This window comes from Saccharothrix sp. BKS2 (assembly GCF_047689505.1).
Classification (GTDB): domain Bacteria; phylum Actinomycetota; class Actinomycetes; order Mycobacteriales; family Pseudonocardiaceae; genus Actinosynnema; species Actinosynnema lopnurensis.
In genome coordinates this window covers 293991-319561 of record NZ_JAUQOL010000005.1, presented here as the reverse complement: position 1 = coordinate 319561, position 25571 = coordinate 293991, and the positions used below count along the sequence as shown (strand labels likewise).

Below are 25571 nucleotides of genomic sequence, written 5' to 3'. Positions count from 1 at the left end.
GGGGACAGGGCCCGTAGAGTGATCCCGTCGGTAACCGTTTACATAGGTCTGCGCCGATCCGTCGAGAGGGGCCCACACCGTGCCACGGCGACCCGTCGCGGTCTTCGCCCTCGCCTCGTGGGCGCACCGCGACATCTTCCCGGCCGACCTCATCACCCGGTTGCGGCAACTGGTCGACATCGACCCGACGACGACGTTCACCTCGTTCCAGGGGGCCGGTGCCGCCGCCGCCCTGGCGGAGGCGGACATCCTGCTCACCGGGTGGGGCGCCCCGAGGGTCGACGCCGACGTGCTGGCCGCCGCACCGAGGCTGCGCGCCCTCGTCCACGCCGCCGGCACCGTGAAGACCCGGGTGGACCCGGTCGTCTTCGAGCGCGGCCTCGTCGTGTCCTCCGCCGCCGAGGTCAACGCCGTCCCGGTGGCCGACTACACCATGGCCGTGCTGGTCCTGGGCGCGAAACGGGTGTTCGACCGCGCGAAGCGGTACTCGACCGCCGTCGAGGGCGAGCCCCGCGACTGGCTCTCCGGCGACGGCACCGGGCTGCACGGCTGCACCGTCGGAGTCGTGGGCGCCTCCCGGATCGGGCGGCTGGTGCTGGACCGGCTGCGGTCGTTCGACGTCGAGGTCCTGCTCCACGACCCGTACGTGTCCCCGGCCGAAGCGGTGCTGCTCGGCGCGGAGCGGGTGGGCATGGACGACCTGTGCCGCCGCAGCGACCTCGTCACCGTGCACGCGCCCGCCCTGCCCGAGACCCGCCACCTCCTCGACGCCCGCAGGCTGGGCCTGCTGCCCGAGGGCGCGGTCGTCGTCAACACCGCCCGCGGCTCCCTGATCGACACCGAGGCGTTGACCCGGGTCTGCCTCACCGGCGCGGTCTCCGCCGTCCTCGACGTCACCGAGCCGGAGCCGCTGCCGCCGGGACACCCGCTCTTCGCCCTGCCCAACGTCCTGATCACCCCTCACCTGGCCGGTGCGCAGGGGCGCGAGCTGCGCCGCCTGGGCGAGTTCGCCGTCGCCGAGGTGGGCCGGTTCGTCAAGGGCGCACCGCTGCTCGGGCGGGTGGAGCCCGAGCAGCTCCCGTACATCGCTTGACACGCCGCCGCTGACGGCCGAACGGCATTCACCGGGCGAAGACCTGCGAGGTTCCGACGTGGTTCCGCCCGGTCCGCCCGGACAAGCGGAGGTGAGGCGCACGTGACCGCATCGTGGCGGTTGGCGGTGAGCACGCTGGGAATGCCCGGCATCCCGGTCCGGGACAGCGTGCGGGTGGCGGCGGAGCACGGTTGCCACGGCTTGGAGATCCGGGTTCACCCGGACGAGGAAGTGCGCCTCGGCCTGCCGTCCTCGCGGTGGACCACCGTGCGCGCGCAGGTCGAGGACGGCGGTGTGGTGCTCGCGTGCCTGGCCGGTTACGCCAAGGTCTGCGCGCCCGGCCCCGACGGGCCGGTGGTGGCGGAGTTGCGGGCACTGGTGGACCTGGCGTCCGGGCTCGGGGCTCCCGCCGTCCGGGTGTTCCCCGGCGGTGTGGACGGCGGCGTCGGCCGGGCACTGGAGCGCATCGGGGCCGTCCTGCCCGACCTGCGCGACAGCGGCGTCCGGCTGCTGGTCGAGACCCACGACTCCCATCCCACGGGTGAGGCGGCGTTGCGCCTGGTCGAGCCGTTCGCCGACCCCGAGCTGGTCGCCGTGCTGTGGGACGCGGTGCACCCGTGGCGGGCGGGGGAGCGCCCCGCCCGGACCAGGCGGGTGCTGGGGGAGCACCTCGGCTACTTCCAGGTCAAGGACGTGGCCGAAGGCAGTCCGACCCCGGTGCCGCCCGGCGAGGGCGCCGTGCCGCTGGAGGAGTGCGCCGAGGTGCTCCGATCGTGGTCGGGCTGGGTCTCCCTGGAGTGGGAGCGCGCGTGGTACCCCGGCATCGCCCCGCTCCCGGCGCCGTTGCGCGCCGCCCGGACCTGGTTCGAGAGGTGGCGCCCGCGCGTGTGACGCCCGGGACGTCGCGTGCGGGGATCGGACCGGGCCGGCGCGGGAGACGCCCGTGCCGGCCCGGTCCCCGGTTCACCCGGTGGTGCCGGATCCGCCTACCTGGGCTGGTAGGTGATCCTCGGGCGGGGCGGCTGCGCCATGCCCGCGCCGATGAAGTAGTCGGTGTGGTTCGACTGGATGTAGCCCTTGAGGGTCATGGCGTTGCGGTAGGCGGGGTTGTGGGCGAGGGTGTAGAGCCTGGTGCTGCTGGGCCGGTCGGTGGTGAAGATGATCAGTTCGTTGAAGGCGGCGTTGGTGTAGAGGACTTCCTCGCGCCAGTCGCCGAGGATGTCGCCCTGGAGGACGGGGGAGTTGCCCTGGGCGGCGTCGACCGCGCCGTAGTTGCCGGTGGTGAGCAGGCGGGGTGTCCGGTTGGTGGGGGTGGGGTTGTTCGGGTCCCACTTCTCGAACTTGCCGTCGTTGAGCAGTTCCATCGTGGTGTCGCCGTCCCAGTACAGGCCCAGTTGCGGCCAGGGCTGCAACGAGGTGTCGGAGTGGGTGAGCCGGTTGCCGGCGGCGTTGTGGACGCCGGAGAAGGCCCAGACCTCCATGCCGGGGTGGCGGGGGTCGATGTCGCCGGCCATGCCGCGGCCGACGTCGGCGGTGCCGGACGCGGTGTGTCGCCAGATGATGTTGCCGGTGGCGGCGTCGTAGTAGTAGTCGCGCAGCCCGTTGGGGTTGTTCTGCTGGACGCCGTAGCCCTCCAGGCCGGGGCGGTTGGGGTCGATGTCGGTGATGTGGAAGCGGTCGCCGTGCACGACGCCCTGGGTGCCCAGTGAGTAGCGCAGGGTGCCGTTGCCGTTGAGCACGAACCCGATCTCGGCGATCTCGTCGCGGCCGTCACCGTCGACGTCGACGATGCGGGTGTTGTGGCCGTCGGGCAGGTTCTGGTTGCCGCGCAGGAACTTCCACTGCATGGTCAGCGCGCTGCCGGTGAACCGCCAGGCGGTGAACACGAGGTTGAAGTCGCCGCTGCCGATCCGGTTCTTCATGAACGCCACGAGGCTGGGGTTGACGCCGTCGAGGTGGCCGACGCCGAAGCGGGCGTACATCGGGCCGTCGGCCAGGTAGTCCGTCGGAACAGGGGCGGTGGCGCGGGGCGCGCCGGTCATGCCGTCGAGGACGGCGATGAACTGCCGGTTGTTGTCGCTGTTGGTGAACCTGACCCCGTTGCCGAACGTGACGCCGTTGGCGATGCGCACCGCGACCTCGGCACGGCCGTCGCCGTCGAGGTCCTGGACGGTGACGCCGTCGTTGTGGCCGACGTCGATGGTGGCCGAGCCACCCTCGATGTTGTCCTGGTCGGTGCTGTTGGGGCCCATGTCGACCTGCCAGAGGAACCGGCCGTCGCGGCGGTACGCCTCGATCTTCTGCGGCGAGGTCTGCCGGTCGAGCACGTAGTCGTACTCGCCGTCGCCGTCGAGGTCGCCGACCCAGAGGAACTTCACCGCGCCGCCGGCGCGCAACGGCACCCGCACCACCGGCTCGGTCGCGGAGTTGGCCCGCAACGTGAACGCCCCGCTGGGCGCCTGCTCCGCACCGCCCACCACCGGCCGCACCCGGTAGGTGTTGGACTGGGACAGGGTGGCCGTCGAGTCCACGTGGTTGGTGCCGCCGGTCAGCACGGAGGAGTTGATCCTGACCTCCGCGCCGCCGTTGGCGGACCGGTAGACGTTGAACCCGATGCCGGCCGGGTCGAGCCCCAGCAGTCGCCAGCTGACCAGGACCTGGGTGCCGCTGGAGCGCACGGCCACCACGCCGCGGTCCAGGCTCTCCACCCTGCGCCCCTCCGCGGGCGGGGTGGTCCCGCCGTCGACCTCGACCAGCCGCCACTGCTGGTTGACCCCGCCGTTGTCGGTGAACTGCGAGACGCGACCGCCGTCGGCGGTCGACTGCTCCCACACGTCCATCGCCTTGCCGCTGTGCCGGTTGACCAGCTTGACGTGCCCGCTGTCGGTGTCGAGCACCCGCCACTGCTGGTTGGCCGCGCCGGTGTCGGGCCACTGGATCAACTCGGCGCCGTCGGCGGTGGACCAGTCCAGCACGTCGACGACCTTGCCGGAGTGGCGGGCCTTGAGCCGGTGGTAGCCGTCGCCGGAGGAGACGAACTGGAACTGCTGGCCGGCCTGGTCGAGCGGTGCCCACTGCTGCAGGCAGGCGCGGTCGGCGGTGGACTGGTCGCACACGTTGACGGCCTTGCCGCTGTGCCGCGAGACGAGCTGGTACCAGGCGTTGGTGTCGATGACCGCCGCAGCGGCGGAGGTGGGGGCTGCTGCGGTGACGATGCCCGCCACGACGACTCCCACGGTCGCCATCAGGGCGGCACGCCATCTCCGGCGTACCGGGTTCGAGTGGATCACGGAACTCCTTTCGGTGGTCGGGTGCCGGTCGTGCCGGCCCCGGGTGCCGGTCGACGGCCCGACACCCGCGTGGTGAGGCCGTCCGGCGGGGTGATCGGGCCGGCCGTGGCGGTGGTGGCAGCGGCCAAGCCGCTGCGGGCGGCTTGGAGGTGGAGGTGCGCCTCCACCGGACCGGGCCGGCGTCGCCGTCGCGGATCACCCGCCCGTCGAGCTGGTGGTGAGCAGCGCGAACGCACCGGTTGCGGTGCCGGGGGACGGCACCCCGCGGTTCCGGGGCACGGACGGTCAATCGTTGTGTTAGCGCTAACAAGATGGTGCGCAACAGGTCGGCCCTTGCTGCGGACCACTCCTGTGGGGCGAGGTCCATGAAGAGGCCGACCTCGGTGCCAGCTGGGCCCCGCAGGTGATCTGGGAGCGCTCCCAGACGACTGTGGCGCAACCTTCGGGGTCAGCGGGACGGCCGCAGCGGGAGCGGATCTGCGTTAGCGCTCACAACCCCTGCCGCAGATCGTTCACCGCTCGCCCGGACCGCACTCGGGCCGGCGCGCCGGCGTGTCGCCCGCCGGCTGTTCGCCGCATCGGCCTCCCGTCGTCATTGGCGGTCGCCCGGTCAGGGCTGGGCCGTCAAAACATAAAACGCTTACTCGGTGCCGTCAACCCTTTGACCGCGCTGGATCGGTACCTCTACCGTAGGTAGTTGGTAAACGTTTACATGCGGAGTCACCGGTCCCGCTCGGCCTCGATCGCACTCGATCGTCGTCCAGGGCGGCGACGGCCCGGCGCGAGGTGGACCGGCCGGGAGGCAGGGAACGCGAACAGGTCTTGCTCGCAAGGAGGCGAAGCTCGGCTGCGTGGAGAACGGGCTCCCGGGGGAGCCGGCGCAATCGACTTCCACTCCGTTTCCGTCATCGGGAGTACCCATGAGTTCGCCCGTCGGCACGACGTGGTCCGATGAGTTCCGACGCCCGCCGCGGGGAACACGATGTGGGCCCCGACCTGGAGCGGATCGACAACCGCCGGTACCTCTGCGGCCGCACGTTCCCGACCTGCTCGGCCGGCTGCTGCGGCACTGCGGACCACGAGCCGGGACACCGGAGCACCGCCGCGGCGACCCGCTCGCGGCGTCGTCGTGGACGAAGTCCGCCAACCCGGTCTTCCGGCGCGGCAACGCCAACGCACCTCCAACCTCGGTGTCCCGGTCTCCCCCTCCACCGTCCTCGCCGGTCCTCCGGGTGGGACCGGAGGGTCCAAGAGCGGCCACGCCGGGTCGCCCAACGAGCGAACAGCCCTGGTCGGTCGCGCGGTCGACAAGGCTCGCCCCGGTCGCTCGCACCGGCCGCCTCCGCCTGAACCGGCACCGAAGCGGGCCGCCGAGTGCGCCCGACCTCCGGGCGACGTGCTCCGGGAGCCCGTCCGCGTCCCCTGCCGCGCTCCCGTTCCACGGCAGCACCGCGTGTGACCCGGGCAGCCGCAGGCCGATCGCCGCCGTGGACGGCTCCCCCAACGTGTGACCCGGCCACCGACACACCACAGGATCCCGAGGAGATCCCCGTGTACTCCACAACCACCGGCGCGTGGACCACCAAGAACCCCACCGCACACCTCTCCCCGTGAAAGGCGCCAAGATGACCAGAACACCGCGCACGCCCGTGAAACGGCGCCTGCTGACCGCAGCCGCACTGCTGTTCGCAACGGTGCTGACACCGCAGCCGGCGACGGCCGCGCCGCAGTCCGCCACCGCGGCGGCCCCGGTCGCCGAAGCCGCCCCGGTCGCCGAGGAGACCCAGTCCGCCGAGGAGACCCAGGTCGTCGAGGACGTCGCGGCCGATCCGCACGGTCTGAAGAAGACGGTCGCCGACTACCGGACACGGGTCCCCGCCAAGTACACGACCGACTCCTGGAAGTCCTTCGCCAAGGCGCTGACCACGGCCGACGACATCGCGAAGAAGCCTTCGGCGAGCGTGGCGGAAGCCGCCGCGGCGAAGACGGCCCTGGTCACCGCCGCCGCCGACCTGGAGGCCGCGGACGAGGGCACATTCCAGACCATCACCAACAACACCTTCTGGAACGACACCAGCGGCAACCCGATCCACTCGCAGGGCGGCGGGGTCTTCAGGTTCGGGGACACGTACTACTGGTACGGCGTGCACTACCGGGGTGCGGAGAGCTACCGCGCCAACCCGACGCGCAAGTACGACAACGAGGTCTCGTTCGTGTCGATCCCGGTGTACTCGTCCAGGGACCTGGTGAACTGGAGGTTCGAGAACCGGGTCGCGACGGGCTCGACCGCGATCAACAACGGTGCCACGCTCGGCCAGGCGGGCTGGGTCGGGCGGCTCGGGGTCTCCTACAACGAGAACACCGGCAAGTACGTGCTCGCCACCCAGGCGTACGTCGGAGGCGGGCACGGGGTGCTGTTCCTGCAGGGCAACACCCCCACCGCCAACTTCACCTACGGCTACTTCCAGACGCAGGTCGTCAACTCGCCGACGACCGGCACCGGTGACCAGACCGTCTTCACCGACGACGACGGCCGGGACTACCTGATCTTCTCCAACCGCGAAGGACGTTCCCGCGCCTTCGTCGGGAAGTTCCGCGAGTCGGACTCACTGCGGATCGAACCCGGGGTGGAAATCGGCCGCAACCCCGACGGCCGCGAGGGCAACGCCATGTTCAAGCTCGACGGCAGGTACTACCACGCCGCCTCCGACCTGCACGGCTGGAACACCTCGGTCAACTACGTCCTGGAATCGACCTCCGGCGACGTCCAGGGCTCCTACTCGAGCGAGTACGTCCTGCCCGGCACCGAGATGGACTACAGCCACGTCACCCAGACGGGGTTCTTCGTCACCGTCAAGGGCACCAAGCAGAACACGGTGATCTACGCGGGTGACCGCTGGGCCGACTTCGCCTGGAACGGCATCGGCTACAACCAGTGGCTGCCGATCACCAAGACCGGCGCCCGGCCCCGGTTCCACTCGGTCAGCCAGTGGCAGTTCAACATCACGACCGGTGAGTGGCGGGTCGGTCCGGACAACAACTACGTCCTCAACCCCGATTTCCAGGCCGACCGCATCACGACCTCCACGTTGACGGGGTGGACCAACTTCCGTGAGTCCGGGCCGAGTTCGTTCGTGACCAACGTCGCCGGTGCGAACGGCTCCCGCTTCGCGCTGCAGATCGGCGCCGCCCAGCCCTACGCCGGTGGCGCGCGGCAGCGGATCACCATCCCGGCCGGGAACTACAAGGTGTTCCTGCACGCCAAGACCTCCGGTTCGCCCGGCGCCGCGCAGATGACGGTCACCGACGCCGCCGGCAACTCCCGCACGCTCGACATCCCCGCCTCCAGCGGCTGGACCCGCCGCGAGCTGTCGAACATCCCGCTCTCAGCCGGCGACGCCACGGTCACCATCCGCGCGGCCGCCGGCAACGGTTACCTCGCCGTCGACCAGCTCGGCCTCGTCAGGACCGACGGGGGGACGGAGGTGGGGCAGCGCTACGAGGCGGAGGCGGCACCGGCGGTGTGCCAGGGCACGGTCGACTCGAACCAGGCGGGCTTCACCGGTACCGGGTTCTGCAACGGCAACGCCGCCGTGGGCGCCTACGCCCAGTTCAGCGTCAACGCGGCGCAGGCGGGCACCGCGGCGCTGGGCGTGAGGTTCGCCAACGGCCACAGCAGCGGCACCGCCCGACCGGCGAACCTCGTGGTCAACGGTTCCGTGGTCGGCGCGGTCACGTTCGAGACCACCGGTGCGTGGACGACCTGGATCACCAAGGACATCACCGCCCACCTGAACGCCGGCGGCAACACCGTCCGCCTCGAACCCACCACCGCGGAAGGTCTGCCCAACGTCGACCACCTCGACGTCGTGGTGGCAGCCGGCTGACCTCCCCGGCCCGCGGGGCCGGGACGCGGGTGGCCGGCCGCCCGGCCGCCGCCGGCGGCAACCCGGTGACGAACGCCCCCGTCGCCAACGGCGTCCTCCCGTCCGCAACACGACCCACGGCTACGGGCAGCAGCCCGCAGGACTCCCTCCCTGGTCGTCATCCGGGCCCTGGTCCCGGCGGCCTGCTCACCCGCGGCCTGCTCACCTCCTGGCGACACACCCGGTGGTCCGGCCGCCTGCACCTCACCGCCCAGCACAGCGGCAAGGCCGCCGAGGTCGACGAAGCCTCCACCGCCGACGGCTCCCGCATCGCGCAGCGGACCTGCAACGGCAACCCCGACCAGCGCTTCACCCGCCGGCGCGTGGGACCCGAGACCCGACGGGGCTCGGGTCCCCGCTCCGCGGATCGGAGGTGATCGCCACCGAGAGCCCGCCCGTCGCCCGACCGGTGTTCGCGGTGCCACCAGCGCGTAAGAGGTGGGACGCCGGAGCCGGAGCACCCCCGAGGCGTGCCCGCCACCGGTCCGGTGGTCTTCCCCCGGCGGAACAGCTCCTCCGCGGGAGGTGGTGGCCGGCGGGAGGAGGGCCGCCGGCCACCACGGGGTTCGTCGTTCGGCCGGCAGGTTCGCCGGAGGGCGCGGTGAGGGTGGTGCCGAGCCGGACGGGGGTGCTGGGCTGTCGCGCTGCCACCCCGGGGTCAACGCCCTGAACGGCGCTCCGGGACGCGCACGGGTCAGGAGGTGCGGGTGAGGCGTACGGCGGTCCACGAGACGGGCGGCAGCACGACGTGCAGCTCACCGTCGGTGATGGTGGCGTCCTGCGGCTTCGGCACGACGCGGTCCGGCTCGGCCTCGGTGTTGGTCGCGGAGCCGTCGGGGTCGTGCACGGTCCACGCCTCGGTCACCTCGACGTCGCCGAACGCGACCAGCGCGACCTCCAGGTCGACCGGCTCCGACCGGTGCCGGTTGACCACGAACACCACCGTGTCGCCGGTCTCCTCGTCGTGCGTGGCGACCGAGTCGACCACCGGCACGTCGCCGAACCGCTCGGTCGAGTACGTCGGCGAGGACGTCTCCACCCGCAGCACCTTCCCCCGCGCCAGCCGCGAGGTCAGCGCGAACGGGTGGAAAGTCGTCTGCCGCCACGCCGGGCCTCCCGGTTCGCTCCGGATCGGCGCGATCACGTTCACCAGCTGCGCCTGGCACGCCACCGCCACCCGGTCGCTGTGGCGCAGCAGCGAGATCAGCAGGTTGCCGACGACCACCGCGTCGGTGACGTCGTACTGGTCCTCGATGACGCGCGGTGCGACCTCCCACTCCGTGCGCGGCTCGGCCTGGAACCGCTTCATGTACCAGACGTTCCACTCGTCGAACGAGAGCGTGATCTTCTTGCTGCTCTTGAGCCGCGCGCCGACCGCGTCCGCGGTGGCCACCACGCTGTCGATGAAGTGGTCCATGTCCGCGGCGGAGGCCAGGAAGCTGTCCACGTCGCCGTCGACGACCTCGTAGTAGGCGTGCAGCGAGATGTGGTCCACCTCGTCGTAAGCCAGCTCCAGCACGGTGGACTCCCACTCGCCGAACGTCGGCATGGACGAGCTGGAGCTGCCGCACGCCACCAGTTCCAGGTCCGGTTCCGCCTGCCGCAGCGCGCGGCCCGTCTCGGCGGCCAGCCGGCCGTACTCGTGCGCGGTCTTGTGGCCGAGCTGCCACGGGCCGTCCAGCTCGTTGCCCAGGCACCACAGCTTCACGCCGTGCGGCTTCTCGGCGCCGTTCTCGCGGCGCAGGTCGGACAGGTGCGTGCCGCCGTCGTGGTTCACGTACTCGTGCACGTCGAGAGCCTCCGCGACACCGCGCGTGCCGAGGTTCACGGCGTACATGATCTCGACGTCGGCCTTGCGCGCCCAGCGGACGAACTCGTCGATGCCGACCTCGTTGGTCTCGATGCTGTGCCACGCGAGCTCGCGGCGCACCGGCCGCTGCGAGGCGGGGCCGACGCCGTCCTCCCAGCGGTAGCCGGACACGAAGTTGCCGCCGGGGTAGCGGACCAGCTCGACGCCCATCTCACGGGTCAGGGCCAGCACGTCGCCCCGGAACCCGTCCTCGTCGGCGGTCGGGTGGCCGGGTTCGTAGATGCCGGTGTAGACGCAGCGGCCCATGTGCTCGACGAACGACCCGAAGAGCCGGCGTCGCACGGGCGCGATGACGTAGTCGGGGTTGAGGACGAGGGAGGCGTTGAGCACGGTGCTCCTACTTCAGGGCGCCCGTGGCCGCACCGCTGCGCCAGAAGCGCTGCAGCAGGACGAAGGCGACGATGAGCGGGACGATGGCCAGCAGGGAGCCGGTCACCACGAGGTTGAACAGCACGCGGGTGCCCGCCTCCTGCTGCGCGGTGTTGAACCACGTGGTCAGGCCGACGGTCAGCGGGTACAGGTCGGAGTCGCTGAGCATCACCAGCGGCAGGAAGTAGTTGTTCCAGGTGGCGACCAGGGTGAACAGGAAGACGGTGACGATGGCGGGCCGCATCATCGGCACCACGATCTGCCAGAAGATGCGCAGCTCGCCCGCCCGGTCGATGCGGGCGGCGTCGATCAGCTCCACCGGCACGCTCTCGTCCACGTACACCCGGATGAGGTACGCGCCGAACGGGCTGAGCAGCGACGGCAGGATGACCGCCCACATCGTGTCGACGAGCTCCACCTCGGACAGGATCAGGTAGGTCGGCAGGACCAGGGCGGTGGCCGGCACCATGATCATGCCCAGCAGCGCCGTCTCGAACAACCGCTTGCCCGTGAACCGGAACCGGGCCAGGCCGTAGCCCGCCGCCGCCGCGAGCGCCGTCGCGCCCAACGCGCTCAGCCCCGAGTACAGCGCCGTGTTGACCAGCCACTTGCCGTAGACGCCGTCGTCCTCGCGGAACAGCAGCCCGATGTTCTCGACCAGGTTGAACTCGGCGAACCACAGCGCCGGGCTGTCGAGCAGGTCGGGCTGGCTCTTGGTGGCCGCGACGACCACCCACAGCAGCGGGACGAGGAAGTACAGGATGCCCACGCCCATCAGCAGGTGGGGGAGCCGGGTCTTCACCTTCATGAGCGGGCCACCCGCCTGCGGTTGATGAACACGAACAGGTAGGCCACCACGAACACCAGGAAGCCGAGCGCGAACGACAGCGCCGCCGAGTAGTGGAAGTCCGAGTAGGCGAACGCCTGGTTGTAGGCGTACAGGTTCGGCGTGTACCCGGCGGAGATCTGCGGCGCGAACCGGGCCATGATGTGCGGTTCGGTGAAGAACTGCATGGTGCCGATGACGGTGAAGATCGCGGCCAGCGAGATGGCCTGCTTGATCGCGGGCACCTTGACCCGCAGCGCGATCTGCACGGGCGTCGCGCCGTCGATCACCGCGGCCTCGTGCATCTCCCGCGGCACGCCCTGCAACGCCGAGTACATGATGATCATGTTGTAGCCGGTCCAGGCCCACGTCACGATGTTGCCCAGCGACACCAGCAGCAACGAGGTGCTGAAGAACTCGATCGGATCGCCGCCCACCAGCGTCGGCAGGTCGGCGAACGGGCCGAACGTGCGGCTGTACAGGAAGCCCCACATGAGCGCGCCGACGACGGCGGGCACGGCGTAGGGCATGAACGCGATGAGCCGGAACGCCAGGGCGAACCTCGTGGTCACCACGTCCAGCACGAGCGCGCCCGCCAACGCGATGCCGAGCATGACCGGGATCTGCACGAGTCCGAAGAGGACGACCCGCAGCAGGCCGTCCAGCAGCAACGGGTCGGTGAACGCGCGCACGTAGTTGTCGATGCCGCTGAACCGCGTGCCGAGGGCCAGGCTCTTGCTGGACAGGCTGAGCCAGAACGCGTACCCGAGCGGCACGACCAGGAACGCGACGACCACGAGGAAGAACGGCAGGACGAACAACATCCCGGCCACCGGGTGCGCGGTGACCCGGCGCGAACGCCGCCGCGCGCGGGACTCGACCGGCACGACCGGCGGCGGGTCGTCGGCCTCGGGCGCCGTGATCGGCGTGGACCGCGTCACGGTGAACCTCCTGACTCGGCCCGGCGCCCGCCGCGGTGTCGAGCACACCGCGACGGGCGCCGGAGCGCTACTGGCTGACCTTGAAGCCCTGCTGCTCGGCGTACGCGACGACGTTCTCCTGCGTCTCCTCCAACACCGTGCTCCACGGCCTGCTGCCGGACATGGCCTCGGCGCTGCGGTCGTTCAGCTCGCCGAACACGAAGTCCTGGAACGGCGTGTACTGGAACTCGCCGAGCTTGTTCGACACCGGCACGAAGATCTCGTTCACCTTCTGGCCGTTGAAGAAGTCGTAGGACTTGCCGGTGAACGCCGGGTCCGCCGCGACGTCCTTGACCAGCGGGTAGAGGAACGCCTTGTTCAACCCGACGTCCCAGGCGGCCTTGGACCTGCCGAACAGCTCACGTGCCACGACGGTCGCGGCCCCCGGGTTCTCGGCCTGCTTGGTCACGGTGAACGTGGAGCCACCCCAGTCGCCCTGCTCGTCGGCACCCGCGGTCCACTGCGGCATGGGCGCGACCGCCCACTTGCCCGCCGTGTTCTTCAACGAGCCCGCGACGTAGCCGGGTGTCCACCCGGCCGCGGCCCAGGTCCAGTACTTGCCCGAGTCCAGCGCGGCGGTGGCGTCGGCGGTGAAGAACGGGTCCTTGGCCATGAGGCCCCGGTCGACCAGGTCGCCGTAGAAGTCGAAGACCTTCTTGCACTCGGGCGCGGTCAGGTCGATCTTCACCTGGTCCTTGGCGGTGGCCTGCGAGTAGCCGTAGGGCCGGCAGCCCGCCTGCCACATCAGGCCGTTGATCCAGCCGCCGTCGCTGCCGAAGCTCGCGACGTACGCGTTCGGGTCGGCCGCCTTGATCTTCGCGGCCGCCTCGCCGTACTCGGCCCAGGTGGCCGGCACCTCGATGCCGTGCCGGTCGAAGAGGTCCTTGCGGTACATCAACGCCATCGGACCGCCGTCGACGGGGATCGCGTAGACCTTCTCCCCGTCGGTGGCCTGCTTCCACGCCCACTCGGCGTAGAGGTCCCTGTCCTCGTTGGCGCCGTGCTCGCCCATGTCCACCAGGGCGTCGAGGATGATGAAGGTGGGTATCTGCTGGAACTCCACCATCGCCACGTCCGGCGCGCCCTTGCCGGCGGTGAACGCCGTCTTGAGCTTGGCGTACTGGTCGGGGCCGGTGCCGACGTTGGTCCACTCGACCTTGATGTCGGTGTGCGAGGCGTTGAACGCCTCGACCACCTCCTTGAACTCCGGGTACCAGGCCCAGACGGACACCGTCACGGGTCCGCCGTCGTCACCGCCGGCCCCGCCGCACGCGGCCACGGCGAGCAGGCCGCAGGCGGCGAGCCCCCCTCGGAGTTTCGCCAACCATGTGGTGCCGGGCATGAGTGCGCCTTTCCGTCGCGGCATGCGTCAGGGCACGCGCGACCGCGATCACGGTGCGTGAGCGAGACGGACAGGGGTATGCGTCGACCCCGCGAGGCACGATCCGGTGCCTCGCAAGTCGTGGTCCGGGTGTCGCGCCACGGCCGGCAGGTTGGCGAACCGACCGTGGTTGCCGCCGTGGCACCGGTATTGCTGCGCTGCAAAGCACTATGAACGCCCTTTTGCCGCGCTGCAAGACCTCACCTGAAGTTAATTCAAACGAGATGTGAGGGGGCTGCGATCACCCGACGGCCTGGGCTTGCCGGGGTGGCGGTCGCCGGGCACACTCCTTTGCAGCGCTGTAGCGGTAGGGCCGCCGCACCGGTCCGACGGAGGAGAACGATGCGCGACGCCACGCTCCGTGACGTAGCCGAACTCGCGGGTGTGTCCGCGCGGACGGTCTCGAACGTGGTCAACGGCTACGCCAGGGTGACCGAGCGGACCCGCGAGAAGGTGGAGCGGGCGATCCAGGAGCTGGGCTACCGGCCCAACGTCCTGGCCCGCAACCTGGCCAACGGCCGTTCCGGGCAGATCGCCGTGGTCGTGCCCTACCTGGACACCCCGTACTTCGCGGAGCTGCTGCAGGCCATCATCCCCAGGGCGCGCGAGCGCGGCTACAACGTCCTGATCGACCAGACCGACGGCGACCCGGCGCACGAGCGCGAGCTGATCCGGCGCGGCGCGCGGGCGCTGCTGTTCGACGGCATGATCTTCAGCCCGCTCGGGCTGGCGCAGGAGGACCTGGACGACGGCGATCCCGCGCTGCCGCTGGTCGTCCTCGGCGAGCGGTCCTCCAACGGCACGTTCGACCACGTCGGCATCGACGACGTGGCGGCCTCCCGCGAGGCCACCGCGCACCTGATCGGGCTGGGCAGGCGCCGGATCGCGGCCATCGGGGACCAGCCGTACCCGACCGGCGAGGCGGCGCAGCTGCGCACGCTCGGCTACCGGCAGGCGCACGCCGAGGCCGGGTTGCCGGTGGACGAGTCGTTGGTGGTCCGCACCCCGAGGTTCAACCGGGCCGACGGCTCGGGCGCGATGCGCCTGCTGCTCGACCGGGACGACCCGCCGGACGCCGTGTTCTGCTACAGCGACCTGGTCGCGCTCGGCGCGCTGCACGAGGTGCTGGAACGCGGGCTGCGCGTGCCCGAGGACATCGCCCTCATCGGGTACGACGACATCGAGGAAGGCCGTTACTCCAACCCGACGATCAGCACCATCTCGCCGGACAAGGTGACCATAGCGACCACGGCGGTGGAACGGCTGCTCGCGCGCATCGGCAGCACCGGGCCGTTGCCCGGCATCGAGGTGCGCGCCGCGCACGAGCTGGTCGCCCGGCAGAGCACCCTGGGCCGCACCCCCCACCCCGACCGGAACGTCGAACCCGGGGGTCCTGGACGGTCGGCGCACCAGGTCTGAGCGCTCGACACGCGCGGCGCGAACCCGTCCACCACTCCTCACGCGTACGGGCGGAACACCGCGACGTCCACACAGCGGGGATGCCACGCAGCGGGGGATGCCACGCAGCGCCACGTGGTCGCCGCCGAGCCCATCGGTCAGGTGGCCGGTCCGGCGCCACCGCACTCGCCCTCGGCGCGGCCGGCGCCACCCTCCATCAAGGGCGGCTCGCTCGGCTCGCTCGGCTGGACCGCGAAGTCCTACGGGCAGTAGTCCCGGTCACCGACCGCTGCCGATGACGACGAGGAGGGTGCGGACCGTGAGGTCCGCCCCCTCCTCCGCGGTGCGACGGCTGTTCGCGGCGACCGGGGCCCGACGTGGTCCTCCCCGACGGGTAAGGGGACACGTCCGGTGAGGTTCGGGGTCGGGGTCGGGGTCGGCTCGGGCCGGCTGGTCGGGATGTCGGTGCTCGGCAGCCGGCCGCCGCGGAAGACGGCCACTTCGGCGAGGTCGAACCCGGTGGCCGCGACGCAGGTGGTGTGACGGCCCGGGCTCAGCCCGGCCGTGCCGGCGCAGCGGTCATGCCGTGGCTGCCTTCGGTGAGAGGCGGCGCAGGTTGGCGGCGAGGATGCGGTCGAGTGCGCGGTCCGACAGGAGCGGGCCCAGGCGCATGATCAGGGCGGCATCCCGGCCGGCGGTGTAGCGGGTGCGCGGTCTGCGGGTCGTCACGGCCTTCGCGATGACCCGGGCGGCGGCGTCGGCGGTCAGGCCCGACGCGGTGCCCGAGGCCATCAGCTCGTTGTTCGCCTGGACCAGGCCGCCGTAGCGCTCCTCCTGCTCGGGTGTCATCTTGGCCGCCAGGTTGTTGGCCGTCGCGATCCCGCGGGCGGCGATCTGCGTGCGGACGCCGCCGGGCTCGACCACGACGACCTGTACGCCCAGCGGTGCGACCTCGCGGCGGAGTGAGTCGCTGACTGCTTCCAGGGCGAACTTCGCGCCGGCGTACGCGCCGTAGGTGGCCATGGCGTACTTGCCGCCGATCGAGCTGATGTTGACCACACGGCCCCCGCTGCGCAGCAGTGCGGGCAGGAGCGCCTGGGTGACGGCGATGTGGCCGAACAGGTTGACTTCGAACACCCGCCGCCACTCGGCCATCGGCAGGGCTTCGACCGGGGCGTTCACCTGGATGCCGGCGTTGTTGACGAGTGCGTGCAGTGCGCGCGGGTCGTCGGCGATCCGCGCGGCGAGTGCCTCCACGTGCTCGGACTCGGTGATGTCGAGGATCACCGGCTCGATGCCGGTCGATCGGACGGCGTCGGCGTCGCGGTCGCGTCGCACGCCGGCCAGGACGTGGAACCCCCGCCGGGCCAGTTCGCGGGCGGCTGACGCGCCCATGCCCGTGGAGGCTCCGGTGACCACGACCAGCTTGTGGGTTTCAGTCGACGTCATGGTGTGTCCAGTCGTGGGGGTCGGTCGGCTGGGCCGAGGACAAGGGCGATCGCGAGGTGGATGTGCCGGGCCCGGTCGCTGGGCGGGACGGTGAGTTGCTTGACGCCGGCCGCGACGGCGAGCAACTGGAAGGCGAGGTCCTCGGCGGAGGCGCCCGGGTTGCGCTCCGGCGCCCCCTCGGCGCGGAGAACGTCGGACACCGCCTCGACGACGAAGCGCTCCAGGTCGTGCAGGAGCGAGTTCCCCGACGTGCGTGCTGCGGCGAGGAGTTCGTCCACCGCGTCGCCGGTCGCCGTGGCGGCGGGTCCGTGCAACGCGGTGAAGGCGCCCATCAGCCGCTCGTGCGCCGGCAGGTCCGCTCTGGCCAGTTCCCGGGCGACGGCGGCCTGGGTCTGGGCGACCACGCGCTGAAGGCCGGCGTGGAAGAGCTGCTGCTTGTTCTTGAAGTGCAGGTACAGGCCCTGACGGGAGAGCCCGGCCGCCTTGGCGAGGTCGTCCATGGAGGTCTTGCGCAGGCCGAAGCGCAGGAAGACCGGTATCGCGGCGTCCGCGATCTCCTCACTGCGCGACAGCGCCCGCCCGCTCCGGCCCGTCACGCGGGCACCTGCGCTTCCCGCCGCCCGGGGGGCGAGTGGTCCGTGCCCGTCAGGTCCGCGTTCGTCTCCCCGCGGCCGACGCGCCGTCCGCGTCCTGGTCCCGTACCTCCCTGCGCCCTGCGCACGGTCTGCGTCGTCATCACACTCCTCACGAGGCTTTGGTCAAACTTTACACATTGAGACTAATCTGTCCACCTTGGCAAGTGAGGGCTCGATGGCGACCGCGCCGCGGTCCACGCGCACGACCGTGCCGAGCACCGGCTCCCGGACGAGTCCGCCCGCGGTGGACCCGATCGCCGGCTGGTGGTCGGGGAAGCCGCGGTGGGGGCAGCCCGTCCCACCCGATCGTGGTCGACGTGGAGACCGTCGTCCGGGAACGCGGCGCGGCCGTCACCTCCGCGGCGCCCGCCGCGCGCCGTCAGGTCGCCAGCCGTCGCCAGGAGATCAGGAACACCAGGGCCGCGATGAGCGATCCGGCCGAGGCGAACGACCCGGCGCCGAGGTAGGTGTTCCACTCGTAGTCGTGGTCCCGCACCACGCCGGCCAGGCCGACCCGGGCGAGCGGTACGCCCCACAGAACGCCCCCCAGCGCCAGTCCGACCACCGCCGACACACCGGCGAACGCCCCGATGACAACCCGGCCGACCCGACGAGGACCCTCGTAGCGGTGCAGCCCCCCGCGCCGCGCCAGCCACCACGACGCGAGCGCGGCCAGGGCCAGGGCGATCGCGTCCGCGGCGAGGGTGTCGCTGAGCCGGTGCCACTTCGCGGTGAGCGTGTACTGGCCGATGCCCACGGCCCACGGCAGCAGGAGCAGCACCACCACGCCGCGCCAGCGGTGAGGCGCCACGATCACGGCGGCGAACAGGACGGTCATGGCGATCGCGGTGTGCCCGCTGGGCAGGCTGTTGTGGGTGTAGTCGCCCGCCACCTCCACCAACGGGGGCCGGACGAGCACGAACCGCTTGAGGCCCTGGACGACCACCTGGCCGAGCACGACCACGCCGACCGCCGCGACCGCGAGGTCCCACCGCCGCCGCAGCACGCCGACCAGCGCGATCAGCACCACGGCCGCCGCCAGCGAGTAGACGGTGATCTCGTCCAGCGCCCGCCACGCCTCACCGGCCTGGGCCGCGTCGGCCTGGTCCGCGCCGCGCAGCGCGGCGTTCTCCAACTCCTGGCCCCCCACCGTCCACACGGCGAGCACGTAGACCAGCGCCGCCACCCCGGAGGCCGCGACCGCGACCACCGCCCACCGCCGGGGTCGGATCGGTGCCGCGACCCGCTCCGACCGCCGGTCGGCCTGTTCCTCCGTTGCCACACCCACACCTCCGCCAGCGATCGGAGGTCCATCATGGAGCGACCCGGCGCCCGCCGCCCGGCGGTGGCGACGCCGGAGGCGGTCACCGGGCGCGTTCCCCCATTCCGGCGGGCACACGTCCGACCGCACTCCCCGCCCGCGCCCGGGGTGGTCCGATCGGTCAGCGCTCACCGCGTTGGTGCGGCGCCTGCCACGGCTGCTGTGCGAGCACCGGTTGGTGGCACCGGACACCCTCCTGCGCCGGCAGCGCCGCCCGGTCGCGAAGAAGCGGACCTGGTCTTCCACGTCGACCGCCCCGCCGACCGCAGCCGCGTCCGACCCGTTGACCGAGGGCACCACCCGGACCGGGTGCGCCTTGCGGGCGAACAACCGGCGGTCCAGCTCCCGCTGGAGCACCGCCTGGTGGATCGAGCCCGCCACCGCGAAGCCCTGCCCGGCCAGGACGATCGCGTCCAGGTCGAACAGGACCGCCACGGTGACCGCGGCGTGACCGAGGTAGCGCGCCGACCGCTCGACGAGTCCACGGGCCTCGGGGTCGCCGGCGTTCGCGGCCGCGGCGATCCGCGCGAACTCGGTCAGGAAGTCGTCGGCCGCCGGGTCGAGCGCCGGCCGCCGGGCGAGGTCCGGCATCGCCGGCGCCTGCCGGACGAGGGCCGACGGGCCGGCGTAGTTCTCCAGGCACCCGACGTTGCCGCACGGGCAGTCGTCACCGTGGACGTCGATCGAGATGTGCCCGATCTCCGCGCTGTTCGACGAACTGCCCTCCACCGCGCTGTTGCGCCAGGCGCTGTTGACCAACCCCGACGGCGGCCTCCTGCCCAGCGGTGGATCACCGGCTCCACCAGGGCTTCGCCCGTGTCCGTCGACATGCCTTCTCCGGAACCGACGAGCACGGGTAGGCTTATCAAGATTCTTGGAAGTTTCAGTGAAGACCAAAAGAAATCATCGCAGGCCAGGGGCAACCGCTCTTCACCGGATGGACCACGCCGACACGAGCCAGGGGGATCAAGACGCACATCGTCATGAATCCTCCTCCGGGAGTGAGGTTGTGGTACCGCTCATCGAGCACCAGGACGCGGAGACCTCCAGGTGGTGGCCTGCAGGTCGTTGATCAGGGTGTCCGGTGATCCCGCGATCCCGTGGACGCTGCGCACGGGTGTCGCGTGGCGGGATCCGCCCGACCGTTGTGGGCCGTGGGGGACCGCGCACGAGCAGCAGCTCCCCGGTTCGAGCGGCGTGCGATCAAGGGGCGGTCATCAACTCGCCGCCGGCACGATCCTGCTGGGCCCGGCACCGGAGGCGTTGCGCGGCCTCGAGGGCGCGGAGTTCTTGGTGGTGCTCGGCCCGGAGGCGTTGTCGGCCTTCTGCGTGCCGCGAGGCACCTCGCCCATTTCGCCCTGCGTGGCCACCGGGGGTGTGACCAAGACGTTCCGCTCCTCCGTCACCGGGTGACAGCCCGGCACGGTGGACACGGGCGGTGCGCGCTGGACACCACCCCCGCGCACCTCGCCGGGCACCGCGTCATCGCCACCGAACTGCTCGTGTGGGGCGAGGACCCGTCCGGATCGGTCGGCGGCGACTGGTGGTCCCTCCCGCTCGCCCGCGACGGCTCGCTCGCCACCGCGCTCGCCCCCGACACCCTCACCGCCCACCGGAACCCGCGCGACCGCTGTCGGCGATAGGGTGAGGTGGCGGCCGGTCCGGCCCCGAGGTCCGGTCCTCCCCGGTCGGAGCAGGGTGCGGAGGCGCAGTCGTGGACAACCCCACTCGCACACCGGACGACCCCGGCGGTATCCCGGTGGTGGTGCTGATGACCGACCACGGTTCGCACGAGGGCAGCGCGGAGCCGTTGGCGCAGGCGGTCGAGCGGTTGACCGGGCGCCCGGCGGTGCGCGTGGACGCCCGGCACTTCATGGCCGGTGGAGGTGGTCGGGCGGACCTCGTACCGGAAGGGCTGCGGCTGGAGGTGCCGGCGAAGGGGTTCGTCGCGGTGCCGGACGTGCTGGTGGTCTACGAGGTCCGACCGCATCGGCGCGGGGAACTCGCCGGTTTCCTGGACCGCCTGCCACCTGACGGACCTGTCGGCCCGGGTGCGGGTCGGCGGGGGTGGCGCGACGCCACGGACAAGCGCCGCGCGGTCCAGTGCTTCCGCCGCGCGGGTGTGGCGCACATGCCGACCATCGCCCTGCACCGGCCCGATGCCGGTGCGGCGTCGGCGGCGTTGCGGGAACTGGGCGGCGACGCGTGGGCCCGCCCGGCGGTGGGCGCCGGCGGTGCCGACGTGTTCCACGTGACCGGTGAGCCGGAGCTGCACCGGGCGGCGGCCCACTACGCGGGGAAGGGCCAGGACTGGTTGCTCTCCCGCGACGCGGGCAACTTCGGCCCGGACGGGCGCCGTCACCAGTTCCGCGTCGTCGTGCTGGGGGACCGGGTGCTGCGGGTGTGCGAGCACGTCCAGGGCGATCCGGACGCGCCGTGCAACGAGGCCCGGGGCGCGGTGTCCGGGGTGCTGCCGGTGGAGGCCCTGCCCGAGCGGTACCGGGCGTTGGCGATCGCGGCGACCCGGTCGCTGGGCCTGGTCTTCGGCGGGGTCGACCTGGCCGTGGAGAACGGCGGCGTGGTGTTCGAGGTCAACGTGCACCCGACCCTGGCCGTCCCCGGCGGCCTGGAATCCATGGCCGTTCCCCTGGTCCAGGCCCACCTGAGCCGGTACGGGGCCACCGGGGACGTCGTCGTCTCGGCGATCGGCTGAACCCGGTACTGCCACGACCGTCCACGACGGCCGGCACGGGTGAACCACAGCGGACTCGTGCCGTGCCACGAGCACTCCACCTACCGCTCATCCACGGCGATCGCGGACACCGACCTCGGGGTGCGCGACCCGTCACGGGTCGACCGGCCCGCCGGCGACCCGGAAGAGGTCGAGGTCCGCGCCGGACGCGTTCGCGGAGCGGCCGGACTGCGGCGTGGGCCTGCTGCCCGCCGGCCCCGGCGGAGCCGGGGACGGGGACGGGGTGGTGGGGCCTTGGCCGAGCGGGGTGGGAACGGCGGGGAGGCAGGTCGCCCCAGGCGGATCAGCAGGTGCCGGTGTGGTGTTTGAGGGCCAGGAGTTTGTGGCGGTACATGCGGCACAGGGCGACCAGGAGGTGGACCTGCCCACCGGGGCCCAGTGGTCGCAGCCGCTCGACGAGGTCGTCGGGACCCAGGTCGGCATCGGTGGCGAGGCGCTGGTTGAGGATGGTGCGGGCGAGGTCGTGCTCGCGGTCGCCGATGGCCAACCCGTCGACATCGCGCAGGTCGTAGGTGTCGGGCAGCGGGAACCGGACGAGCGCCTCGGGATAGCGGGCCGCCATGAGCTGCACGGCGACGTTGACCAGGTGGGACACCAGCACCGCCGCTCGATCCGGGTCCTCCAGCATCACCGACAGCTCGTTCACCGTCACCGTGTCGGGGTCGAACGCCGGTGGCGAGTCGATGTCGACGTCGAACCGGTGCAGGGCCAGGGTGATGTTGTCCAACACGCGCTCGGGATCGACGAACACGCGTTCGGGGCGACCGCCCTCGACGCTGGCCCGCGGGTGCCACGGATCGAGGAACTCCCGCACCGCCGCTTCTCCGTACACGCCTGGATCGGGTAAAGGCCCTCCTGTGCGGGGGGGACTGCTCCACCACCCTGCCTCCTGTCGGATCGCCGCCGGGGCACCGCTGCTGTGTCGTCGCGGCCCGGCGGCAGCGTCTGCGGTGTCCCCGCCGGTGTACCCGCTACCGGCCGGTATACGACAACGAACCTGCGGATCGAAGCCCGCCGAGGTGCCTCCACGACCGGCCGTCGACGACACCCCGTCGTCGGAACCCGCGACCGCGGTCACGACCAGGATCGCCGCGGCCGTGCCGCTCTGGCGAAGGCCAGGGGAGCGCCTCTGCACCGGGGCGGCCGGACCACCGGTCGATCGCACCCCGGACCTGGGGGTGTCGCGGTTGCCGACCGCCCGGCGACCCGGTTGCTGCCCGGTGGGGTTGCCGCCCCGCGCGGTGCTGATCGTGGCGGTGACGGTCACGGCTTCGGTGGTGCGGGTGGTTCAGGCGGTGCGGACGGTGCTGCCGTCGATGCGATGCTCGGCACCGGTGATGGCCGAGGCCCGGTCCGAGACCAGGAACGCCACCAGGTCGGCGACCTCCTGGGGCGGGCTGGGCACTGGGAACAGGCGTCCTCCACATTGATGAAAGCCACGACCTTCCCGCCCGTAGTCCACGTCCAGACCCCAACGTGCAGCCTGTTCCCCGACCACCCCGACCTGGTCGAGAACTACCGCGATACGGCCACCCTGCTCCTGCAACACACACCGAGCCGCACGCAGACCCACGTTCTCTTGCTCGACCTGGCACACCCCGCACCGGTCACCGCGGAACCCACCGGCACCGCACGACCCGCTTGTCCCCGGATCGCACCGACGAACCGGTTTCCGTGAAACCGGTCGCAGGGTGTCGACCACCCCTGACCGTTCTCCGCCGCCTGTGGGAGAGGGCTGCGTTCAGGTGGGTCACCCGGACACCACCCTGCGGGGATGCGGTGACCCGAATGGTGCACCGGAACGTCACGCCGGGCAACATCCTCGTCACCAACGACGGCACGGCGAAGCTGATTCCACGAAGAGGCGCCCAACTCGCGGGTGACACTGGGCCGGGACGCGTGGCACGCCAGGAGCAACAACCCGAAAAAGGGCTGCGGCCGGTCCGTGTCCGGGCACTTCGCCGACGTGTCGATCGCCGAACTCACCGGGCACGGCCTGTTCGCCTGGAACTCCAATTCCGAGGGGGTGCTGTCCAGAACGGGCAGGCCGCCCCTCGACTTCGTCAAGGACGTCGTGCGGCGCACCGGGCGGGAGTCGCGGTGGGCGCTCGTACCCGTCGGGCGGGACCCGACGCCGGGGTGGTGGTCGGTTCGACCTGGTCGGTGTGCCAGGTGGCTCCGTGCTCATCGGGTCCGCGTGTCGGCCGGCTTCACCGGATGCGGTCAGGTGGTCGCGGCGGTCAACCGGAGGTCGGCCGGCAGGTGCAGCCAGGCGGTGGACTCGGCATCCCAACCGGTCAGGGTGGCGATACCGTGCGGTGTCGCGACCGGGACGTGTTGCGCCACGAGGAGACCCGACACGGTCAGGTGCACGGCGTCGAGGTCTTCGGCGGCGCGGGTCCAGCATACCCGTGCCCGGCCGTCCGATGAGCGCGGGTACCGGTTCACCAGCCGTTCGTAGTCGGCGGGCGAGCCGATGGTGGACACGCGGAGGTCGGTCGGGTCGAACACGACGGTGAACAACTGCCTGCCGTGGCCGAACTCCGCCCATTCGCCCCACTGCCACATGCCGGCGCCCTCGGGCAGGAAGGACGAGGTCCACAGCGCCCCGACCGGTTTGTCGGGGGCCGTGGTGCTCGCGGGTCCGTCGGACACCTGGACCGTGCCCGGTGTCGCGTCCCTCCCGTACCTCGACTGGGGCGACCGCAGCGAGGTGTTGCCGAGGGACCCCGTCGACAGCCGTCGCAGGACGGCGGTGGCGATGTGGTCGAGTTCCGGCGTGTGCCGCGCGGTGAAGTCGGGGCGGGAGTGCCGGAGGGACGCCGCGAAGGTGATGTGCCGGTAGAGGTCGTCGTCGGTCAGGTCGTCGATCCGGGTGTCGAGGTCGGGATCGCCGAGGAAATCGCGCAGGAGCAGGCACAGTTCGATGAGAACGGGGCTCCTGGATTGGTTGGTGGGGCGATCGGCCGTGCGTGGACCTCGTGTTCGCGCGGGGAGCACAATGATCCTTGACCATCGGGGCTGGTGACGGCGGGACCACCCCGCTCGCGCGAGGAGCACACTTCTTGACCAGGGACTTCACAAGCCGAGGTGCGCGTTTTCATTCGGTTTGTTTCAGTCTCGTACATCGGTGATCGTCTGATTCTCCCGGAGACGAGACGCCGACGACGCGCGGACCACAAGGCTGCGTTGGCGGGGACCAGGACGTCGTGCGCATCGCTCCTGCTCGCCTGGGGACACCGCCGGCCACGCTGTCTGCCGATGGACGGGTGCCGGACCGCAGGATCCGGCTGACACGGACCAGACGGTCTTTCGGCTGCATCCCTGTCCCATCCCTCCCCGTAGCGCCGGCTGGGTGCAGGCCCGACTCGAACGCGTCGACGGGAACACGGCGAGCGCGGGTGTTCTGTCCGCCGCAGTGCCAGGTGTGGGAGCGTGCGTGCCGCGACCTGCTCACCGCCGTGCACCGAGGCCCAATACCGCCGGCGCGGACCCCGGCGACACCGGGTTCACCCGGTGGGGGTTCCCTGCGCGCGGGGCTGGGCGTCGGGGCTGGGCTTGCGGCCGGGGTTGAAGGGGACGGTCAGGAAGGCTACCTCGACCGGGTGCTCGTAGCGCTTGCCGTTGACCGGGTCGTGGCGCATGAACTGCGGCGGGTCGATGTGGACCTGGACGTCGTAGTCGCCCGCCCCGGGCATGGTGAAGTTGGTGCCGTAGTGGTACAGGAACGGGTGCCACAGGAAGGGCAGCGTCGTGTCGAGCACCTTCTCCCCGCGTGAGGTGACGGTGACGGTGACGGTCACGTCCAGGCCGGGCACGAAGCGGCCGTCGGAGGCGTCGGCGACGGCGATCTCCAGGTGGCCGTTGGCGTCCTCGGGCGCCTCGTGCCAGACCAGGTGCCCGTCCTGGAGGGCGTACATGCCCTCGGCGTCCTCCTGCACCAGCGCCACCAGGAACTCGCCCGCCTGCTTGATCACCGCGCCGGACTCCTCGCGCATCGCTTCGAGGGCCTTGCGGTAGGCGGCGCCCTCGGCGCGGGCCACGTCGAGCTGGCCGGGGTCGGCCTCGTTGCTCGCGCCCATCGGCGGGGTGCTGCCGGGTGTGCTCATCCTGCTCTCCTTCGCGTCGTGCGTCGTCGAGGTGCCGGGGTCTCGAAAGAGTCGTCCAGCCGGGCTCGGGGCGTTGTGGTCGGCTCCGTCGTGAGGAACCCGCTGCCGGCCACCGCGACGGCCAAGGCGGCGTTGGCCCCCGGTGGCCTACCCGTTCGGGCGGGTTCCACGC

The 25571-nt window shown here is 71.6% G+C and carries 22 protein-coding genes; 10 read left to right on the top strand and 12 right to left on the bottom strand.

Features of this window, described 5'->3' with window-relative positions:
* The first annotated feature begins 79 nt into the window (after positions 1 to 79).
* Both Q5530_RS12590 and Q5530_RS12585 read left to right on the top strand, forming a co-directional pair.
* The gene (locus Q5530_RS12590; RefSeq protein WP_415362362.1) at positions 80 to 1093 is read left to right on the top strand and encodes a hydroxyacid dehydrogenase; all 1014 of its coding nucleotides are present in this window, start codon (positions 80 to 82) and stop codon (positions 1091 to 1093) included.
* A gap of 102 nt (positions 1094 to 1195) precedes the next feature.
* Complete coding sequence (locus tag Q5530_RS12585; RefSeq protein WP_415362361.1) at positions 1196 to 1984, top strand: sugar phosphate isomerase/epimerase family protein; 789 nt, start codon at positions 1196 to 1198, stop codon at positions 1982 to 1984.
* 95 nt (positions 1985 to 2079) lie between these two features.
* Here the strand turns inward: Q5530_RS12585 and Q5530_RS12580 are convergent, their stop codons facing one another.
* Positions 2080 to 4338, bottom strand: a complete 2259-nt coding sequence (locus Q5530_RS12580; protein WP_415362360.1) for an RICIN domain-containing protein — start codon at positions 4336 to 4338, stop codon at positions 2080 to 2082.
* 1670 nt (positions 4339 to 6008) lie between these two features.
* On the opposite strand from Q5530_RS12580, the gene Q5530_RS12575 reads away from it, so the two are divergent.
* Both Q5530_RS12575 and Q5530_RS12570 read left to right on the top strand, forming a co-directional pair.
* Positions 6009 to 8270, top strand: a complete 2262-nt coding sequence (locus Q5530_RS12575; RefSeq protein ID WP_415362359.1) for a CBM35 domain-containing protein — start codon at positions 6009 to 6011, stop codon at positions 8268 to 8270.
* Between the two features lie 29 nt (positions 8271 to 8299).
* Positions 8300 to 8686: an RICIN domain-containing protein gene (locus Q5530_RS12570; RefSeq protein ID WP_415362358.1), complete on the top strand. Its 387-nt coding sequence runs from the start codon at positions 8300 to 8302 to the stop codon at positions 8684 to 8686.
* A gap of 317 nt (positions 8687 to 9003) precedes the next feature.
* Here the strand turns inward: Q5530_RS12570 and Q5530_RS12565 are convergent, their stop codons facing one another.
* The 4 genes from Q5530_RS12565 to Q5530_RS12550 all read right to left on the bottom strand — a co-directional run bounded on the left by Q5530_RS12565 (position 9004) and on the right by Q5530_RS12550 (position 13696).
* On the bottom strand, positions 9004 to 10509 hold the full coding sequence (locus Q5530_RS12565; RefSeq protein WP_415362357.1) for an alpha-N-arabinofuranosidase: 1506 nt from the start codon (positions 10507 to 10509) through the stop codon (positions 9004 to 9006).
* A 7-nt stretch (positions 10510 to 10516) separates the two neighbouring features.
* Positions 10517 to 11356, bottom strand: a complete 840-nt coding sequence (locus Q5530_RS12560; protein WP_415362356.1) for a carbohydrate ABC transporter permease — start codon at positions 11354 to 11356, stop codon at positions 10517 to 10519.
* Positions 11353 to 12315, bottom strand: coding sequence for a carbohydrate ABC transporter permease (locus Q5530_RS12555; protein WP_415362355.1), 963 nt, complete (start codon positions 12313 to 12315; stop codon positions 11353 to 11355). The genes Q5530_RS12560 and Q5530_RS12555 overlap by 4 nt, the downstream gene beginning before the upstream one ends.
* A 67-nt stretch (positions 12316 to 12382) precedes the next feature.
* Positions 12383 to 13696, bottom strand: a complete 1314-nt coding sequence (locus Q5530_RS12550; RefSeq protein WP_415362354.1) for an ABC transporter substrate-binding protein — start codon at positions 13694 to 13696, stop codon at positions 12383 to 12385.
* A 381-nt stretch (positions 13697 to 14077) separates the two neighbouring features.
* On the opposite strand from Q5530_RS12550, the gene Q5530_RS12545 reads away from it, so the two are divergent.
* The 3 genes from Q5530_RS12545 to Q5530_RS12535 all read left to right on the top strand — a co-directional run bounded on the left by Q5530_RS12545 (position 14078) and on the right by Q5530_RS12535 (position 15676).
* Positions 14078 to 15154 (top strand): LacI family DNA-binding transcriptional regulator, encoded by a 1077-nt coding sequence (locus Q5530_RS12545; protein ID WP_415362353.1) that lies wholly within the window; start codon positions 14078 to 14080, stop codon positions 15152 to 15154.
* 114 nt (positions 15155 to 15268) lie between these two features.
* Positions 15269 to 15406, top strand: coding sequence for a hypothetical protein (locus tag Q5530_RS12540; protein ID WP_415362352.1), 138 nt, complete (start codon positions 15269 to 15271; stop codon positions 15404 to 15406).
* Positions 15407 to 15544: 138 nt separating this feature from the next.
* Positions 15545 to 15676: a hypothetical protein gene (locus tag Q5530_RS12535; protein ID WP_415362351.1), complete on the top strand. Its 132-nt coding sequence runs from the start codon at positions 15545 to 15547 to the stop codon at positions 15674 to 15676.
* Positions 15677 to 15712: 36 nt separating this feature from the next.
* Here the strand turns inward: Q5530_RS12535 and Q5530_RS12530 are convergent, their stop codons facing one another.
* From Q5530_RS12530 to Q5530_RS12520, 3 genes are all read right to left on the bottom strand, one after another.
* Positions 15713 to 16582 carry an SDR family NAD(P)-dependent oxidoreductase gene (locus Q5530_RS12530; RefSeq protein ID WP_415362350.1) on the bottom strand — a complete coding sequence of 290 codons (870 nt, stop codon included), beginning with the start codon at positions 16580 to 16582 and terminating at the stop codon, positions 15713 to 15715.
* Complete coding sequence (locus tag Q5530_RS12525) at positions 16579 to 17178, bottom strand: TetR/AcrR family transcriptional regulator (protein ID WP_415362349.1); 600 nt, start codon at positions 17176 to 17178, stop codon at positions 16579 to 16581. The genes Q5530_RS12530 and Q5530_RS12525 overlap by 4 nt, the downstream gene beginning before the upstream one ends.
* A gap of 418 nt (positions 17179 to 17596) precedes the next feature.
* On the bottom strand, positions 17597 to 19297 hold the full coding sequence (locus Q5530_RS12520; protein WP_415362348.1) for an ROK family protein: 1701 nt from the start codon (positions 19295 to 19297) through the stop codon (positions 17597 to 17599).
* Between the two features lie 318 nt (positions 19298 to 19615).
* On the opposite strand from Q5530_RS12520, the gene Q5530_RS12515 reads away from it, so the two are divergent.
* The 3 genes from Q5530_RS12515 (at position 19616) to Q5530_RS12505 (ending at position 21251) form a co-directional block, all read left to right on the top strand.
* The gene (locus Q5530_RS12515; protein WP_415362347.1) at positions 19616 to 19951 is read left to right on the top strand and encodes a hypothetical protein; all 336 of its coding nucleotides are present in this window, start codon (positions 19616 to 19618) and stop codon (positions 19949 to 19951) included.
* Positions 19948 to 20181, top strand: coding sequence for a hypothetical protein (locus Q5530_RS12510; RefSeq protein WP_415362346.1), 234 nt, complete (start codon positions 19948 to 19950; stop codon positions 20179 to 20181). Before Q5530_RS12515 ends, Q5530_RS12510 begins: the two co-directional genes overlap by 4 nt.
* Positions 20182 to 20252: 71 nt before the next feature.
* Positions 20253 to 21251, top strand: a complete 999-nt coding sequence (locus Q5530_RS12505; RefSeq protein WP_415362345.1) for an ATP-grasp domain-containing protein — start codon at positions 20253 to 20255, stop codon at positions 21249 to 21251.
* A gap of 322 nt (positions 21252 to 21573) precedes the next feature.
* On the opposite strand, the gene Q5530_RS12500 is transcribed toward Q5530_RS12505, so the two are convergent.
* The 4 genes from Q5530_RS12500 to Q5530_RS12485 all read right to left on the bottom strand — a co-directional run bounded on the left by Q5530_RS12500 (position 21574) and on the right by Q5530_RS12485 (position 25399).
* Positions 21574 to 22122 (bottom strand): hypothetical protein, encoded by a 549-nt coding sequence (locus Q5530_RS12500; RefSeq protein ID WP_415362344.1) that lies wholly within the window; start codon positions 22120 to 22122, stop codon positions 21574 to 21576.
* 456 nt (positions 22123 to 22578) lie between these two features.
* Positions 22579 to 22695: an SDR family oxidoreductase gene (locus Q5530_RS12495; protein ID WP_415362343.1), complete on the bottom strand. Its 117-nt coding sequence runs from the start codon at positions 22693 to 22695 to the stop codon at positions 22579 to 22581.
* A gap of 818 nt (positions 22696 to 23513) precedes the next feature.
* Complete coding sequence (locus Q5530_RS12490) at positions 23514 to 24290, bottom strand: hypothetical protein (RefSeq protein WP_415362342.1); 777 nt, start codon at positions 24288 to 24290, stop codon at positions 23514 to 23516.
* 509 nt (positions 24291 to 24799) lie between these two features.
* Positions 24800 to 25399 carry an iron transporter gene (locus Q5530_RS12485; RefSeq protein ID WP_415362341.1) on the bottom strand — a complete coding sequence of 200 codons (600 nt, stop codon included), beginning with the start codon at positions 25397 to 25399 and terminating at the stop codon, positions 24800 to 24802.
* Between the last annotated feature and the right edge of the window lie 172 nt (positions 25400 to 25571).

Bases quoted from the DNA above. Each gene is read 5' to 3' on its own strand.
- Q5530_RS12580 (WP_415362360.1), bottom strand. From the start codon at position 4,338: ATGGCGACCGTGGGAGTCGTCGTGGCGGGCATCGTCACCGCAGCAGCC.
- Q5530_RS12575 (WP_415362359.1), top strand. From the start codon at position 6,009: ATGACCAGAACACCGCGCACGCCCGTGAAACGGCGCCTGCTGACCGCA.
- Q5530_RS12560 (WP_415362356.1), bottom strand. From the start codon at position 11,356: ATGAAGGTGAAGACCCGGCTCCCCCACCTGCTGATGGGCGTGGGCATC.
- Q5530_RS12550 (WP_415362354.1), bottom strand. From the start codon at position 13,696: ATGCCCGGCACCACATGGTTGGCGAAACTCCGAGGGGGGCTCGCCGCC.
- Q5530_RS12545 (WP_415362353.1), top strand. From the start codon at position 14,078: ATGCGCGACGCCACGCTCCGTGACGTAGCCGAACTCGCGGGTGTGTCC.
- Q5530_RS12530 (WP_415362350.1), bottom strand. From the start codon at position 16,582: ATGACGTCGACTGAAACCCACAAGCTGGTCGTGGTCACCGGAGCCTCC.
- Q5530_RS12485 (WP_415362341.1), bottom strand. From the start codon at position 25,399: ATGAGCACACCCGGCAGCACCCCGCCGATGGGCGCGAGCAACGAGGCC.